10 protein-coding genes are annotated in these 17,301 nt (G+C 67.9%); all 10 read left to right on the top strand.

Features of this window, described 5'->3' with window-relative positions; genetic code table 11:
- Positions 1-225: 225 nt before the first annotated feature.
- The 10 genes from H8S61_RS15055 (at position 226) to H8S61_RS15010 (ending at position 16,773) form a co-directional block, all read left to right on the top strand.
- The gene (locus H8S61_RS15055; RefSeq protein ID WP_186939561.1) at positions 226-5,274 is read left to right on the top strand and encodes an InlB B-repeat-containing protein; all 5,049 of its coding nucleotides are present in this window, start codon (positions 226-228) and stop codon (positions 5,272-5,274) included.
- A gap of 124 nt (positions 5,275-5,398) precedes the next feature.
- On the top strand, positions 5,399-6,751 hold the full coding sequence (locus tag H8S61_RS15050) for a hypothetical protein (RefSeq protein WP_186939560.1): 1,353 nt from the start codon (positions 5,399-5,401) through the stop codon (positions 6,749-6,751).
- Between the two features lies 1 nt (position 6,752).
- On the top strand, positions 6,753-8,324 hold the full coding sequence (locus H8S61_RS15045) for a hypothetical protein (RefSeq protein ID WP_186939559.1): 1,572 nt from the start codon (positions 6,753-6,755) through the stop codon (positions 8,322-8,324).
- Positions 8,305-11,358, top strand: a complete 3,054-nt coding sequence (locus H8S61_RS15040) for a hypothetical protein (protein WP_186939558.1) — start codon at positions 8,305-8,307, stop codon at positions 11,356-11,358. Before H8S61_RS15045 ends, H8S61_RS15040 begins: the two co-directional genes overlap by 20 nt.
- A 13-nt stretch (positions 11,359-11,371) precedes the next feature.
- The gene (locus H8S61_RS15035; RefSeq protein WP_186939557.1) at positions 11,372-12,103 is read left to right on the top strand and encodes an ABC transporter ATP-binding protein; all 732 of its coding nucleotides are present in this window, start codon (positions 11,372-11,374) and stop codon (positions 12,101-12,103) included.
- Entirely contained in the window at positions 12,090-12,812 is a 723-nt protein-coding gene (locus tag H8S61_RS15030; RefSeq protein WP_186939556.1) for a hypothetical protein, read from the top strand. The genes H8S61_RS15035 and H8S61_RS15030 overlap by 14 nt, the downstream gene beginning before the upstream one ends.
- The gene (locus H8S61_RS15025; protein WP_186939555.1) at positions 12,809-13,708 is read left to right on the top strand and encodes a hypothetical protein; all 900 of its coding nucleotides are present in this window, start codon (positions 12,809-12,811) and stop codon (positions 13,706-13,708) included. Before H8S61_RS15030 ends, H8S61_RS15025 begins: the two co-directional genes overlap by 4 nt.
- Positions 13,708-14,817 carry a FecCD family ABC transporter permease gene (locus H8S61_RS15020; RefSeq protein WP_186939554.1) on the top strand — a complete coding sequence of 370 codons (1,110 nt, stop codon included), beginning with the start codon at positions 13,708-13,710 and terminating at the stop codon, positions 14,815-14,817. The genes H8S61_RS15025 and H8S61_RS15020 overlap by 1 nt, the downstream gene beginning before the upstream one ends.
- Complete coding sequence (locus H8S61_RS15015) at positions 14,814-15,614, top strand: ABC transporter ATP-binding protein (protein WP_222617740.1); 801 nt, start codon at positions 14,814-14,816, stop codon at positions 15,612-15,614. Before H8S61_RS15020 ends, H8S61_RS15015 begins: the two co-directional genes overlap by 4 nt.
- 1 nt (position 15,615) lies before the next feature.
- Positions 15,616-16,773, top strand: a complete 1,158-nt coding sequence (locus H8S61_RS15010; RefSeq protein WP_186939553.1) for an ABC transporter substrate-binding protein — start codon at positions 15,616-15,618, stop codon at positions 16,771-16,773.
- The last annotated feature ends 528 nt before the right edge of the window (positions 16,774-17,301 follow it).

The following is a 17,301-nucleotide window of genomic DNA, read 5'->3' as shown; positions in this document are numbered from 1 at the left end:
CCTTCCATCCGAATAATTCAAATCCTGTACCTAAAGTACAGGGCACGGATTATACTTCCCTGGCTATTATTCTTGCTCGGATAAGCAAAATGCGGATACCTGTCTCCTGCGTTCGGGAGACGGGAGCGTACGCATTGCGCGATTTCCAGGGCAGGAACGATAGACAGGAAAGGAGCATAAGGGATGAACAGTTCTAAGAGGAAGAGCAGCTGCAAAGGGGGTGCGATGAGAAGAGGAAGCGCGGTTTGCGCGTCTCGTTTGCCGGCTGCGTTCCGGGCATTCGTGGCCGCGGTGCTGTGCATGGGGTTGATGGTTCCCACCAACCTGATGCCGAGCACGGCGTTTGCGGCGGACGATGCGCCCTCCAAGTACAGCCATGGCGACATGACCATCACGGCGGATTCCGACGAGAACGTCATTGAGCTGGAAGTGGGCGGGAAGGCCGTGGTCACGGTCGCCCCGTACCAGCATGTGCAGTACGTCGGGTGCGAGAAGCCCGGCTGTCCGGAGAAGTGCGACGGCATGGTTCCCGGCGGCGAGTGCTTCGTGCCGCTCAAGGGCTGCACGTGCGCTCCCGAGAACGGCACGACGCTGCTGACGGCGGAGGTTTCCGCCTCGTCGTCAAAGCAGGACGTCGCGACGGTATCCGACATCGTCGCCAGCGAGGACATCGCGAAGGCCGATGTCGCTGCGACCAACACCGGCGCCATCACGATCGAGGGCAAGGCCGACGGCGAAAGCACCGTCACCGTGTCCTCGAGCCTCAAGGACTGGGCGGGTGCTTCCGTCACCTATACCGTCCGCGTGGGCAAGGGCGGCTCCGAGACTCCGGAGCCCGAGCCGGAGCCCACCAAGGCTCCCTCCATCGTCGCCGATCAGAAGATCGGCCTGCGCGCCACCGACGGCAACGGCCGCAACGTCGAGATCGACCTCGACGACGCCACGTCCGCATGGGCCGACAAGGTGTCCAAGGTCGTCGTCGTCCCCGTCGGCAACGACGGCAAGGACGAGGCCGCGATCGAGCTGACGTCCGATCAGTACACGGTGGACGTCAAGGACGGCGTGCTCGTCATCAAGCGCACGGGCGAGAACCCCGTCATCAACCCGAAGGCCGGCGACACGATCGACGGCAAGGGTATGAGCGTTCCCGGCCGTTGGGGCGACACCGTCTACCCCAACGCCAAGAAGTACCGGGTGACGATCTCGGCCGAAGGCTATGAGGATTCCAAGGCGGACGTGTCGTTCGGCACGCTGTACTCCGACACCCTCACGCTCAAGCAGGCCGACGCCTCGGGCAACGTGACCGCGGCCAAGACGATCACGCCCGCCGATCTCGAGAAGTACGATACCTACGGCTTCCAGAACGGCAGCTCGCAGTGCGGCATGGCCGGCGTACGCACGTTCTCGGGCAACGGCACGCCCGTGCTCGACATGCTGGCCGACGCGGGCATCGCCATCGAATCGGGCGACAAGATCACGTTCGAGTGCACCGACGACTTCAACAAGACGTTCACGTACGACGAGCTGCTGGGCGTGAACCGCTACTTCGTCCAGGGCGTGTACGATAACAAGGACGTCCAGGACGCCTACGTGAAGATGGCGACGGCGAGCGAGGCTGAGGCAGATGCCGCCGCGCTCAACTTCCGCAAGGTCGCTGCTCAGGCAGCGCTTGAGAGCGATACCGCTATGCAGCCCATGATCTCGGACAACTACACCGAGACGGTGCTGTCCGGCACGGATTGGGTGGGCAAGACGGACGTCCCCACGGCCGCCAACACCAAGCGCGACGAGCTCGTGAGCCTCGAGAACCAGTTCCGCTTCATCTTCGGCATCCGCGTTGATGACAAGCATACGGTTTCCTTCGACACGGGCGTCGAGGGCCTCAACGTCGATTCCCAGACGGTCAAGTGCGATCCCGTCCTGTCCGACGAGAACACCACGATCAACTCCAAGTACTGGGTCAAGGGCGTCACGGTGACCAAGGGCGCCTACGAGCCCGTAGCCGAAGGCGAGGTCAAGGACAGCCTGGAGAAGCCTGCCGATCCCAAGCGCGACGGCTATTCCTTTGCCGGATGGTACACCGACAAGAACCTGACCGAAGCGTTCGACTTCGAGAAGGCCGGCGAGATCACGAGCGACATCAAGCTGTATGCGAAGTGGGTCAAGACGCCCACCATCGCCGCCGATCAGCAGATCGACCTGCGCGCCACCGATGGCGACGGTCGCGATGCCGAGATCGCCATCAACGAGTACGATCAGGCATGGGCCGACAAGGTGACCAAAGTCACCGTGACCCCGATCGGCGCCGACGGCAAGGAGGAGGCGGCGCAAGAGCTGACCGCAGACCAGTATGCCCTCGATTCTTACGAGGATCGATGGGGCGACACCGTCAACGCGCTGGTCCTCCACCGCACGGGCGATGCGCCGATCATCAACCCCAAGGCGGGCGATAAGATCGACGGCTCCATTCCCAACAGCGACGACGGGTGGACGGGTGCCAAGCGCTACAAGGTCGCCATCTCGGCCGACGGTTTCTCCGACGTGGAAGGCACCGTCACCGCGGGCGTTCTGTACTCCGACACGCTCACGCTCAAGCAGGCCGACGCCTCGGGCAACGTGACCGCCGCCAAGACGATCACGTCCGACGACCTGAAGAACTACAAGAGCTACGGCTTCCAGAACGGCAGCTCGCAGTGCGGCATGGCCGGCGTACGCACGTTCTCGGGCGAGGGCGCCTCGGTGCTCGACATGCTGGCCGACGCGGGCATCGCCATCGGCTCGGGCGACAAGATCACGTTCGAGTGCACCGACGACTTCAACAAGACGTTCACGTACGACGAGCTGCTGGGCACGCCGCGCTACTTCGTGCAGGGCGTGTACGACGATAAGGACGTGCAGGAAGCCTTCAAGATGGACGCGAGCGATCCGGTAAGCGTCATCGAGTTCCGCAAGGCCGCGGCTGCCGACGCGCAAGAGCGCAACACGGTCATGAATCCGATGATCTCGAACCACTACACGGAGACGGTGCTGTCCGGTTCTGACTGGATGGGCAAGACGCCCGTTCCCGATGCCGACAACGTCACCATCGACTCGCTCGTGAGCCTCGAGAACCAGTTCCGCTTCATCTTCGGCGTGAAGATCGAGGATCGCCATACGGTGACGTTCAATACGGGCGAAGGCACCGCGGTCGAGACGCAGACCGTCGCGTGCGATCCGGTGATCTCAACCGAGAACACCACGATCAACTCCAAGTACTGGGTCAAGGGCGTCACGGTGACCAAGGGCGCCTACACGCCGGAGAAGCCGGTCGAGCCGGCCGACGCGCTGAAGACCCCTGAAAACCCGACGCGTGCAGGCTTCACGTTCGGAGGCTGGTACACCGACAAGAAGTGCACGGACGGCAACGAGTTCGACTTCTCGACGGCGACCACGGTGTACAACAACACCACGCTGTTCGCGAAGTGGATTCCCGACATCGATCTGGGCATGGCGTTCCCCGAAGATCCCGAGTACATCTCCACCGATATGGGTGCGAACCCTGCGGGCAAGGTGGACTTCGATCTGACCGCCTCGGCCGACGCGCTTTCCGCGTACCAGGCTGCCCATGAAGGCGCTACGGCACAGGACATGATGGATGCATGGATCAAGAGCATCACGTCGGTCACCCTCGACGGCGTGAAGCTGACGGGCAAGGCGTTCGAAGACTGGAAGAGTGAATTGACCACGCCTGCGGGCGACGCCAACAAGCTCAAGTACTACGAGCTGAACGGTGACGGCATCGAGGCGAAGCTGACATTGCCGGTCGCGCTGTTCGATACGACGCAGGGCTTCGACACCAAGCAGGTGGTCATCGAGTCTTCCGAGTTCAAGACCGTCGCCGGCGACGTGACGTACCGCAACATCGGCGCCGACACGCTGGTCGTGCGCACGCTCGACAGCGCCGGCAACGTGAAATCCGTGAAGCCGCTCACCATGGACGAGCTCAAGGGCCTCACGGTGCAGGAGCACTACAACACGAGCGCGAACTGCGGGATGGCAGGATTGCGCGCATACAACAGCGAGGGCGTGCTGCTGACCGACGTGCTGGCTGCGGCCGGCGTCGACTTCGGTCCGGGCATGTCGTTGAAGCTGCGCGTGAACGACTACCTCGATGAGAACGGCACGGTCGACACGACCGAGGGCGGTTACGCGAAAACGTTCACGTACGAAAACCTCCTGGGCACGAGCCGGTACTATTATCCGGCCGGTTGGGACACCACGTCACGCGACGAGCTGGGCGGCAAGTCCGTCTACGAACTGCTTGCCGCGGACAAGAGCGCTTGGAAGGCCGGCAACAAGGCGAGCGCCGAGGACAAGGCGCTGGCCGAGACGCTGGCGAAGCTCATCGGCGCCTCTAAGCAGGAGGTCAAGCCGATTCTCGCGTGGTCGTGGAACGAGGGCGTCATCTCGTTCGGCGGCTCCAACCCCGCCGACGAAGAAGGCTACAACGGCTACACCGAGCAAGAGGCGTTCCGCTTCCTGTTCGGCATGAAGGCCAACGACGACGGCTCCATCGCCGATGACGGCACGACGTTCGACAACACGTACGGCGTGTTCGGCATCGACGTGGTGGCATCCGACGCGCCGGATGTTCCGGATACGCCCGACACCCCGGATACCCCGGATACCCCGGACACTCCCGATACTCCGACGGTTGGAACGACGACTGATACGCGGACGGGCGTGACGGCGAGCGGGACGGTGCTGGCTGCCGATGGTTCCGTCCACGACGCCAACCTGGCCGTGAGCGAGTACCCGGCGACGAGCGAGCGCTTCCAGGAGCTGAAGAAGCAGTACGCGCCGGCGAACAACCTGTTGTTCAAGGTGTTCGACGTGGAGCTGCAGGATGCGAACGGCGCCGTGATCACCGATCTGGGAGCCGATGGCCTGACCATCTCGTTCCCGGTTGGGACGCAGTACAACGGCAAGCCGGGTGCCATCGTGCATCTGCATAAGAACGCCGACGGCACGGTGACCGAGCAGCGCACGTCCAGCGACCTGAAGGTGGTCGACGGCATGCTGACCATCACGGGCGTCAAGAACTTCTCGGAGTTCGTCGTCATGGTGAACGATACCGCGACGCAGACGTCCGCAGCGACGGCGGCGACGCCGAAGACGCTGACGAAGACGGGCGACGGCACGCCGATCATCCCGATCGCCTGCTTTGCGGGCGCGGGCTTGGCGCTTGCCGGCATATGCCTGCTCATGAGCCGCAAGAAGACCCATCGTCGCTAGCCGATAGACGGTGGCGAACGGCAGGGAATGAAGAGAGGCGGGGCGGTTTTCGCGCCCCGCCTCATCAGGGTTCGACGGTCGGATGCGAAGACGGGGCATCCGACGATACAACAAGGGGGATCATGTGGTTTCGAAACCAGCTGTCATAACAACGGGCTCCACGACGGGCTGCGCCGTGCTCGGCCTGCTGATCGCGCTTGCGTTGGCGCTCAGCATGCTGCCTGCTCAGGCGTACGCGTACTACAACCGTGGGAGCGTGTCGGTTGCTTTGGGAACCACGGCGGTGGAGGTGCAGGCGGGCGCGACGTCGAGCGTGACGGTTGCCATCACGCCCTCCTCGGACGATCAGACCGAGGGCTGCGGCATGCCGAAGTGCCCGCAGGGCTGTTCGGAGTCGTGCGCCGACGAGAACGGCCAGTGCCAGTGCTCGGGCTCCGAGTACACCACGTACCATGCGAGCGCGGTCGCCACCTCGAGCAACGCGAGCGTGGCGACCGCCGTCTACAACGGCGGGGCGCTGAGCGTGTACGGCAAGGCCGAGGGCGAGGCGACCATCACGGTGCGCGCGTCGCTGCGCCAGTTCATGGATGCCGAGGCGACGCTCAAGGTGACGGTGTCCGGCACGGCCGAGGGCGCGGGCGCGAGCTCGGCGGCGCTCGTCGACGTGCCGGAGACGGCGGGCGTCCAGCAGGAGGACAAGGCCGACGTGGTGGAGAAGACCGTCATGGGGCGCCCGGTGCACAACGTGCGCATCGGCGAATCCTGCGACGTGGAAGGCCGTCTTGCGGAGATGGCGGGCATCGACGGGGACGTGATCTTCTGGCAGGGCGACACGTACTACCACCCCGCGTACTCGCTCACGTTCAACGGCACCACGTACGGGGCGGGCGACGTCGTTGCGTGCGACGTGAGCTTGGACGTGGCCACGGAGGCGCGCGGCGCGCTCAACCAGCCGCTCGACGGCGTGTCGAACTTCGTCGTGGTGGACTTCGCGCAGAAGGGCGCCCTGTTCGCCCCGGCGACGGTGTACGCCCTGGCCGAAGGCGCGCTCGCCGACGGCGAGGCCGTGGCGCTGTTCTCGTACGACGAAGCGGCCAAGGCGTTCGTGAAGGAGGATGCCCAGGCGTCGGTGTCGGGCGGGTACGCCGTGTTCACCGCGCAGGAGGGCAAGACGTACGTGGTGTCGTCGCGCGATCTGACCACCGAGGCGAAGACCATCGTGACGGGCGGCTCGAGCACCATGCAGGGCGGCAGCTGCTGCGATCCCGCGCCGGCGGCAGCCTCGCAGGGCGATATGCCGTCGTGCTGCGAGAATCCCGCCGCGCATGCGGTGCCGCCGTTCGCGTTCGTGGCGGCGGGCGTTGCGGTCGCTGCCGTGGTGATCGCCGCCATCGTCGCCGTCGTCGTGCTGCGGCGCAAGCGCGCGAACGCGGCGGCTCCGAGCGATGCGTCGTCGCAAGACGGAAAGGATCGGTAACATGACGAAGGGATTCCAACAGACGTCGGTGCGGGCCTGGAGCGCGCCGGCCGCCCTGCTCGCCCTCGCGCTGGCGCTGGCGCTCGTGGCCAGCTTCGTGCCGCTTTCGCAGGCATCGGCGTACTTCAACTTCGGGACGGTGGGCGTGTCGTTGGGCACCACGTACGTGAGCTTGCAGGCGGGCGCATCGACGAACGTGAGCGTGTCCATCAATCCTTCGGCATCCGACCAGACGCAGGGGTGCGGCATGGCGAAGTGCCCGCAGTCGTGCGACACGAAAGAGACGATCGCTGCCGGGTACGCGTGCTTCGACGCCAACGGCCAGTGCACATGCAACGGGGGCGGCTACTCGACGTACTACCCGCAGTCGTACGCCTCTTCCAGCAACGCTGGCGTGGCGTCGGCGTACATGAGCGGCTCCACGCTGGTCATCACCGCGAACGGGGCGGGATCGGCCACCATCACCGTGGGGGCTTCGCTGCGCCAGTACACCGACGGCGCCGCATACGTCCAGGTGGACGTCAGCGCGCCTCCCGCGCCCGTCGAGCCCCCATCGTCCGGCGGGTCTTCGTCCGGCGGAACGTCCTCGGGCGGCGGGTCCTCGTCCGGCGGCGAAGCGCCCGCCGCGCTCCCGTCGGCCGCGCCCAGCAGCTCGGGCGTGCCCGAGGCGGCCGAGTCGCGCGACGACGACGTCAACGAGAAGGAGATGGAGACCGACGGCGGCAAGGTCATCCTGTCGGAATGCAACAGCCACCTCGACGCGCCGGCGACGCTCGCGAAGATCGTCGGCACCGAGGACCAGGTGATCTTCTGGTCGGGAACGTCGTCGGAGCGTCCGGACTACTCGTGGACGTTCACCGGCGACAAGCTGAAGGAGGATGCGGCCGATCGGGCGTTCGATCCCACCATCGCCGTGTCGAAGCTGGGGACGGGCAACGTCGCCAACATCATGAAGCAGGCGAAGGACGGCATCGTGCTGGACTTCGCGCATTCCGGCGACCTGCCGGGCGAGGCCTCGGTGTACGTGAACGTGGACGCGTCCTTCGACGACGGCACCGTGCTCAAGCTGTACTGCTTCGACCCCGACAAGGTGGCGTTCGGCGAGGCCGAGGCCGAAACCACGGTGGAGGCGGGCTACGCGTCGTTCACGCTGACGCACTGCTCCACGTGGGCGCTGTCGACCGACGACCTGTCCGGCTACCAGCTGCAGGAGACGAACACGCCCGGCGCGAAGAAGCAGGCGACGTCCCAAACGGCGGGCGCGTCCGACACCATCGGCTCCGATGCGGGCGCGGGCTCGTGGATCGTGCCGGCGGCCGCGGGCATCGTGGCCTTGGCCGCGATCGCGGGCGCGGTGGTGCTCGTCGTGCGCAGGAGGAAGCGCGCGGGTGAAGGCGAGGACGGGGAAGTCGTCGGCGGTGAGTCCGCGAACGAGGAGGCTGCCGACGACGGCGCAGCCGTCGAGGAGGCTTCCGGCGAGGAACCTGCCGCTGAGGAGCTCCCAGCCGAGGAGCCTGCAGCTGGCGAGTCGGAGGGCGAGGCTGGTGAAGGCGATGCCGACAAGGCCGAATAGCGCGACGCCGCCCGCGCGCCTCGCGCACGCCGCCGTCGCGCTGCTGCTGGCGGCGGCGCTCGCCGTCGCGTTCCCCGCGGGTGCGCTCGCGGCCGACATGGGCGGCTCGCCGGACGCAACGGCGTCCGGCGAGCCCGTCGCAACCGTCGACGAGAACGCCGAGCAGCTCGGCCTCATGCCGCACCTGTACCGGCTGACGGGCGAGAGCCGCGCCGCGACCGACGACGCCGCGCTGCCGACGGAGGCGGTGGGCGCCATCTTCCCGAACCTGCTGTCCGTGAACACGACGCCGCAGTCCATCAGCACCGGCATCCAGTGCCACATGGACGAAGTGTGCGGCTACGACCCCTGCACGTGCGGCAAGCCCGACGCGTGGGGCCATTGCGCCTGCGGCGGGTTCGAGGAGACGGTGCCTTCCGTGTCCGTCTCGACGAGCGACGCGAACGTGGCCACGGTGGTGCAGGCGCTCGGCCAGACGTGGATCGTGCCGGTGTCGCCGGGCACCGCGACGGTCACCATCACGGCCGACCTCGTCCACTACCGCAGCGCCAGCTACGCGTTCGACGTGGAGGTGGCGCCGTTCGGGCCCCTCGACGCGCTGCTCATCGTCGCGGCGCTGCTGCTGGTCGCCGGGGTGTTCGCGGGGCTGTTCTTCCTGGCGCGCTTTCTCGTGCGCCTCGCGCGCCGCAAGCTCGCCCAGCGTCGTCGGTGGAAGGCGCGCGGCGAGGAGCTGAAAGCGGAGTTCCCGCTGACCTGGCGCGCCAAGCTCACGTCCGAGAAGTACGCGCGCTCACGCCGCGGCCGCCGCGGCCGCGCGGGGCATCGCCGCCCGTTCGCGCACGATCTGCTGTTCTCGCTGCGCCAGGCGTTGCCGGTGCTGCTGGCGGGGCTTGCGCTGTTCGTCGTGCTCGTGCCGGTGTCCACCTCGGTGGTGAACGACATCTCGGTGTTCAACGTGAACTTCACGCACGAGCAGCTGAAGTACCAGTTCTTCGCCCAGGACCTCGCGCCGGTGGTCAACGCGGCGTGCGTGCTGTTCGGCGCGGTGCTGGCCATCGTCCTGTTCCGTTTCCTGCTGGTGAAGCGCGCCACCACGGCGTTCTTCTCGGTGGGCCTGTCGCGCGTGAAGCTGTTCTTCTCGCGCTACGCGGCGGGCGCGCTGTGCATCGTGGTGGGCATCGGCGTGCCGTTCGCGCTGTCGCTGCTGCTCAACCATCTGGCGCTCGGCCTGTACCAGGGCGAGGTGCACGAGTTCTTCTACGTCGCGTGCGGCTACGTGACCGTGGCGCTCGTCTCGTTCTCGCTGGCGGGGATCGCGGTCATCTGCGCGGGCACGCTGTTCGAGACGTGCTCGTTCGCCGTCGCGCTGCTGGCCGGCGTGACCGTGGTGCTGTGGGGCGTCGGCATGCTGGCCGACTACCTCCTCGTGGGCAACGCCGCGGGCGCGCTGCTGTACGGCCAGGCCGTCGAGGTGGCGCCGTCGTATCTGGACGAGTTTTCCTGGTTGAACCCGTTGCTGTTCTTCGCCGACGCCGGCGCGCAGCACCAGTTCTTCATGGCGCTCCATCCCGTGTACTTCCCCGAGCTGGGCTCGTGGAGGCTCGTGCTGGGGTGGTTCGCCGCCTATCTGGCGCTGTCGGCGCTGGGGCTCGCAGCCCTGTGCCGTCGCCGCGGCGAGCAGGCGGAGATGGCGGGCAAGTCGCCCGCGTTCTCGCTGTTCTCGGTCGCCGTGTTCGGGTTGGCGGCGTTTTCCGCGTCCGTCGCGCTGCTGGGGTCGGTGGACGTGGCGGTGGCGCTCGTGGTGGGTGCGGCGCTGTTCGTGCTCGTCTCGCTCGTGCTGCTGTTCGGGCCGTTGCGCGGCCGCACGCCGCGGGGCACGACGCTTCTGTGCGTGGGCGGCGAGCTGGCGGTGATGGCGGCCGTCGTGGGCGTGGTGTCCACGGGCGCGTTCGGCTACGCCGGCTACCTTCCCGAGGTCGATCAGGTCGAGAGCGTGGAAGTGTCGTACAACGGCTCGCCGAGCTACCTGACGCAGGGCTTCTCGGGCGTGGCCGGCGGCGCATCCTATTACTACACGTCGATGCGCACCTACGCGCAACCGTCGTCCATCGACATCGTGCGCTCGCTGCACGGCCAGCTCATCGCCTCGGCGCGCGACGCGCAGGAGACGGACTACACCGACTTCCAGAGCACGGTGGTGCCCTACGACGTGGTGCTGCGCTACCGCATGAAGGACGGTGCCGAGGTGGTGCGCTACTACAGCCAGGCGACCGTCGGCGAGCTGTCCGCCATGCTGGCGCTCGACAACGACGCGCATACCCACGAGCTGGAGAACGCCGTGATCACGGGCGACACGTCGGGGCTGTCCGACGACGAGCGGGCCGCGCTGACGGAATCCCCCTCGTACAACGCCTACCGCACCGGTTCGGTGTACGTGGCCGACGGGGCGCTCAACCGCATCGCGGCCGTGGAATGCACCGACGAGGAGCGCGCGAGCCTGCTGGAGGCGCTGGCCGCCGACCTGTCGAACATGAACGCGAACGAGCGCTACCTGCCGTCGAAGCCGGCGCGCGCGGCGCTCATGTTCACGCTGTCGCTCGAGCTGGACGTGTCGTCGTTCGGCTACTCGTTCAGCAACGCGGTGACCTACGTCACCGACGACTGGACGAACACCATGGCGTGGCTCGAGGGTAAGGGGCTGATCGAAGCGCTGGGCGGCACGCTCGACGCGCGCGTGATCGAGCAGCTGACGTTCCAGCTCGACGACCCGTACGCGTCCATCAACAAGGTGACGCAGCCCGTGAGCCGCTACTTCATGGCGTACCGCTCCCAGACGGCGGGCCAGTACTGGATCACCCAGGATTTCGGCGCGCTCAAGGTGATCGACGAGCAGGACCAGATCGCCGAGGTCGTCCCGAACCTGCGCATGGGCTGTTACATGACGGGCGGCTACCTCGTGCAGGCGAAGCTGCGCGGCATCGAGGCGTACGTGTACTTCTACCTTCCGGCCGAGCTCGCGCCGTCGTATCTGTAAAGGAGGCGTTCCCATGATCGAAGTATCAGGCGTGTCGAAGCGCTTCGGCGCCTTCACGGCGCTCGAGGACGTCACGCTCACCGTCGAGGACGGCATGGTGTACGGCCTCGTGGGCTACAACGGCGCGGGCAAGACGACGCTGCTGAAGATCATCGCGGGCGTGTACAAGCCCGACGCGGGCGCGGTGCGCATCGACGGCGTGCCCATGCACGACGACCGGGTGAGCCACGATTCGCTGTTCATCGTGGCCGACGAGCCGTACTTCCTGCCGCAGGCCACCCCGGAGACCATGCGGTCGTTCTACCGCGGGTACTACCCGCACTGGTCAGACGACGTGTACGAGCGGATGCTGGCGCTGTTCAACCTCGACCCCACGGCGAAGGTGGCCGGCTTCTCGAAGGGCATGCAGCGCCAGCTGGGCATCCTGCTGGGGTTCGCCACCGGGGTGAAGACCATGCTGCTGGACGAGAGCTTCGATGGGCTGGACCTGGGCAAGCGCAACCTGTTGAAGCGCCTGCTGGGCCAGTACGCCCATGAGTTGGGCGCGTCGGTCATCCTGAGCTCGCACAACCTGCGTGAGCTGGAGGACGCGGCCGACCATCTGGGCATGATCAAGGGCTGCCGCCTCACGTTCGACGACAGCGTGGCCGCCGTGCACGAGCAGTACCCGGGGTCGTCGCTCGAGGAGATATTCCTCTCCGAGGGCGGCAACGTGACGGAAGACATCCCCGGTGTGTTCGCGTAGCGATCGGGCGGCGCGCCCGGCGCGCGGGACGGCGGCCGCGCTGGCGCTTGCCGTCGCGCTGGCGCTGGCGGCTCTCGCGGGCGCATGCGCCGGCGCGGGCCCGGCCTGGGGCATCGCGTCGCTCGAGGACCGCGCGGTGGAGCCGGTGGCCATCGAGCGCGTGGCGGCGGCCGCGTTCGGCGTCGAGTCGGCGGCGGAGGTTGCGGACGGGGGCGGCTCCGGCGCGCTCGCGGTGCCCCGCTTCTGCCCGACGGCGCTGTCCGCCGCGTGCGACCCCGCCTCCATCGAGGCGGGCGTCGATTGCGGCATGGACTGGATGTGCGGCATCGAGCCGTGCTTGTGCGGCTCGGCCGACGCGTGGGGCGGCTGCTCGTGCAACGGCCTCGAGACGCGCACGCCCGAGCTGGCGTTCTCGTCCTCCGACGAGGGCGTGGTGCGCGTCGTGGAGGCGCTGGGGCGCACCTGGCTCGTGCCGACGGGCGCGGGCACGACGACGCTCACCTGCACGGCGTCGCTCGCGTACCACGACGATGCGGTAGCGGACGTGACCGTGACGGTGGACGGCCCGCAGCTGGCGGATGCGCTGCTCGCGGGGACGGCCGTGCTCGCCGTCGGGCTTGCGGCGGCGGCACTGTTCGGGGTTCGCGCGCTCGTGCGCGCGATGAGGAGGGGCGGCGCGGACGACGCCGCAAGAGAGGACGTGCGATGATCAAGCGGGGGAGCGGGCGCTGGGGCGCTCGGAAACGAGGCGCGCGGCGCGCGGCGCTGGCGCTGGCGGTCTGCGCGCTGGCGGCGTGCGCGCTCGCGTGCGTGGGATGCGCCCAGGCGACGGTCGACGACGATTCGCCGCGCGTCGTTGACGTGCAGTTGCTCAGCAGGAGCGACGGCACCGAAGCGTCGCAGAGCGCGGAGGTCAAGCTGGTGTTCGATCGGCCCATCTCCGCATCGGGCGACGTGGCGGGCGACTTCAAGGTGCTGCTGAACGGCGCGGAGCTGGACGGGGGCGCCGTGGCCCTCGACGTGCGCGCGAGCGCCGACGCTGTGACGTTCTCGCTGCATCCGTCGTCGGGGGCCACGGCGGGCGGGGCGTCGGGGTCGTTCTTCGCGCTCTACCAGTCCGGGTTCTCCATCGCCTCCGCGCGCGACGACGGCGCGCTGCCGTCCATCGTCGGGGCCTCCGGGTCGTGCGCGGTGCTCGACGCGCCCGTGACGGGCACGCTGCCGAGCGGGCTCGCGCTGGAGACGCTCGACGCGCGCGCGGGCTCGACGGCCGACAACGCGCCCGCGCAGGCGACGGTGCGGGTGACGTCGCCCGCCCTCGTGCGCGCCATCACGTGGTTCTCTCCCGACGGCGGCGATACGATCCTGCTCAAGCACAACCACACGTTCGCCGACGCCGACGCCGCCGCGTGCGCCGCCGACCTGGCGAAGGTGGTGAACGAGGCGGCGGGCCTCGGCCTCGCCGCGCGCGCCGTGGGCGACGAGCTGACGATCACGGCGACGACGGTGGAGGACGGCCAGGTCGTCGAGCCGATCGTCGTGGAGGGCGTGGGCGTGGAAGGCGGCGCGTACGATGCGTCGCAGAGCATGGGAGGCGAGGGCTGATGGACGGATCGATCGCCGCTGAGGACGAGCGTGCGGCTTCGGCCCCCGCGGCGCCTGCGGCATCCGCGGTCCTTTCGGCCTCGACCGGCGCCGGGGCGGCGCGGCGGCGCAAGGCCGTCGTGCTGACAGCGCTCACCGCGGCCGTGGTCGCCGTGCTCGCGTTCTCGTTGACGCTCGGGCGCTACGACATGGACTTCGGCCAGCTGCTGGCCCTGCTCGCCGCGCCGTTCGCGGGCGGGGATGCCCTGCAGACTGCCGATGCCAACGTATTCTTCACCATTCGGCTGCCCCGCGTGCTCGCGGCGCTCATCGTGGGCGCGGCGCTCTCGGGCGCGGGCTGCGCGTTCCAGGGCATCTTCAAGAACCCCATGGTGTCGCCCGACCTGCTGGGCGCGTCGGCGGGCGCGTGCTTCGGCGCGGCTGCGGGCATCCTGCTGTCGTTCGGCAGCCTCGGGATCGAGATCGCCGCGTTCGCCATGGGCATTACGGCCGTGTTCGTCAGCTACGCGCTGTCGAGCGTCATCGGGCGCCGCATGGGCGGCGTGCTGGTGCTCGTGCTCTCGGGCCTCGTGGTGGGCAACCTCTTCCAGGCGTTCACCTCGGCGGTCAAGTTCCTCGCCGACCCGAACTCCCAGCTGCCCGAGATCACGTTTTGGCTCATGGGCGGCTTGTCGAGCGTGCGCGAGGGCGACCTGCTGGGCCTCGCGGCGGCGTTCGCCGTGGGCACCGTGGGGCTCATGGTGCTGCGGTGGCGCATCAACGTGATGGCGCTCGGCGACGACGAGGCGCGCTCGCTGGGCGTGGACGTGAAGCGCACGCGGCTCGCCGTCATCGGCTTCGCGACGTTGCTCACCTCCGCGTCGGTGGCGGTGGCCGGTATGGTGGGCTGGGTGGGCCTCATCGTGCCGCATCTGGCGCGCTTCCTCGTAGGATCGGACCATCGCGCGCTCGTGCCGGCGTCCATGCTGCTGGGCGGCGCGTTCCTCATGCTTGTCGACGACGTGTGCCGCAGCGTCTACACCACCGAGATACCGCTGTCCATCCTCACGGCCATCCTGGGCGCGCCGCTGTTCGTGTACCTCATCTGCCGTCAGAGGAGGTCGTCGTGAACGCGCTCGAGGTGCGCAACCTCGCGTGCGGGTATCTCGGGCGCGCCGTGCTCGACGACGTGTCGTTCGCGCTGGAGCCGGGCAGCGCCGTCGTGCTGCTGGGCCCGAACGGCGTGGGGAAGACCACGCTGTTCAAGACGATGCTCGGTTTCCTGCCGAGCCTGTCCGGCACGGTGCTCGTGGAGGGCGAGGACGTGCGCGACTGGACGCGCAGGCGCTACGCGCAGTCGGTTGCCTACGTGCCCCAGAGCCACGATGCCGCGTTCGGCTTCACCGTGCGCGAGATGGTGCTGATGGGGCGCACGCCCGCGCTCGGCGGCTTCGCGGCGCCCACGCGCGAGGACGAGCGCATCGCGTGCGCGGTCATCGACGAGCTGGGGCTGGGCGCGTTGGCGGATCGGGATTGCACGACGCTGTCCGGCGGCGAGCGGCAGATGGTGCTCGTGGCCCGCGCGCTCGCGCAGCAGCCGCGCCTGCTGGTCATGGACGAGCCCTGCGCGAACCTCGACCTGGGCAACCAGGTGGTGGTGCTGCGCCGCGTGCGCGAGCTGGTGGCGAAGGGCTTGGCGGTGGTCATCACCTCGCACGATCCGAACCACGCGTTCCTCCTGGACGGCGGCGTGGTGTGCATCCGCCGCGGCGAAGGCGTGGAGAGCGGGCCGGCGCGCGAGGTGCTCACGGCCGATGCGCTCGCCGCGCTGTACGGCGTCGACGTGGGCGTGGGGGTCGTGGAGGGGCCGCAAGGGCAAGCGGGCTGGGCCTGCGTGCCGTTTCTCGAGAACGAAAGGACGGCGTGATATGCGCATCGAACGGAGCATGACCAGAAGGGGCTTCGCGCACCTCGCCGCGTGCGCCGCCGCCTCCGCGGCGCTCGGCGGCATCCTCTCCGGGTGCTCGGAGAACGGGTTCGCGCAGGGGAACCTTCGCACGGTCGAGGACATGGGCGGGCGCAGCGTGATGGTGCCGGAGCAGATCGACCGTGTGTTCTGCACGAATCCCATCGGCACGGTGGATCTGTTCGCCCTCGCGCCCGAGAAGCTTGCCGGATGGAACTTCCGGCCGGCCGGCGACAACAAGAAGTACATCCCCGACGAGTACTTCGCGCTGCCGTCGTTGGGCGTGTGGATGGGCGCGGGATCGGTGCCGAACGCCGAGGAGATCGCGGCGCAGGACCCCGACGTGCTGCTGTGCTACTGGACCGCCGACGAGGTGGGCGGCGCGATGGCCGACGACATCCGCGACCAGACGGGGCTGCCCGTCGTGCTGGTGGACTACGACGTGCGCAGCGCGCCGGCGATGTTCCGCTACGTGGGCGAGCTCGTCGGATGCTCGGAGCGCGGCGAGGAGCTGGCGGCGTTCTGCGAGGAGAAGCTCGCCGTCATCGAGCGCATCGCGAACAGCATCCCCGAGGCCGAGCGGAAATCCATCTTCCTGGCGCAGGGCAACGACGGCCTGACCACCGACCCGGTGGGGTCGATGCACGTCACCGATGCGCTCGACCTCATCAACACGGGCAACGTGGCCGACATGCCGGGCACGGAAGGGCAGGGCATGGGCATGCCCAGCGTCAACCTCGAGCAGGTCATCACGTGGAACCCCGACGCGGTGTTGGTCGCCGAGTTCAGCATGAGCGACTCCGAGAGCTCCGACATCTACGGCGCCATCAAGACGGACGCGCACTGGAACAACGTGCCGTGCGTCAAGGCGGGGGAGATCTACCGCATTCCGCAGTCGCCGTTCTCGTGGTTCGGCCGCCCGCCGTCGGCCGCCCGCATCCTCGGCTGCCTGTGGGTGCTCAAGGTGCTCTACCCCGCGTACGCCGCCGACGTCAACATGCGCGACGAGACGATCGGGTTCTATCGGACGTTCTATCGCTACGAGGGCTTCGACGACTACACCCTCGACCAGCTGCTGGGGGCCGCCGGCATCGACAGCGAGACCGGCGAGAAGCGCTAGACGTTTGCGAGGAAGATGCGGCGACGCTTTCTGCTTGCCATTGCGGTCCTTTCGGCTGCGAAGGCCTGCGGGCTCCTCAGCTCAGGACAGCGCTATCGGTCAATGGCGGTTTGGCAGCGGATCGAGTGCTTTTTGCACAAAAACCCTCGACGTGCGAAACCATCCTGGAGCACCTCTCCTTCAACCTTGAGTCGTCGGACCGAAAATGCCAGATCGCGGGAGCGGGTCCGCCCGAGACGCGGCTGTGTTCGTCCACTTAGGGGCCTCTGAGGGCCTCAAAGTCTCGCACGTCGCAAGTTTTTGTGCGCTGGAGCGCGAATTGCGTGCGGTGCGTCCTCCTGGATGTGGGGGCTTCCGGATGGTCGGGATTGCCGGCACGAATCGACGCTGTTGGCGAGCGCGCTCGGGGTCGGTTCGGATAGTGCTCCACGCCCGCCGTGCGCTGATCCACTGCGAGACAAGGTGCCGAACGCGAAAGAAATCAGAAACGGGTGTAACCTTTTCGCCGTCGGGTGCGTCTAATGAGCA

Source organism: Eggerthella hominis, from assembly GCF_014287365.1.
Lineage (GTDB): Bacteria > Actinomycetota > Coriobacteriia > Coriobacteriales > Eggerthellaceae > Eggerthella > Eggerthella guodeyinii.
This window is presented reverse-complemented; position numbering and strand designations above follow the sequence as displayed.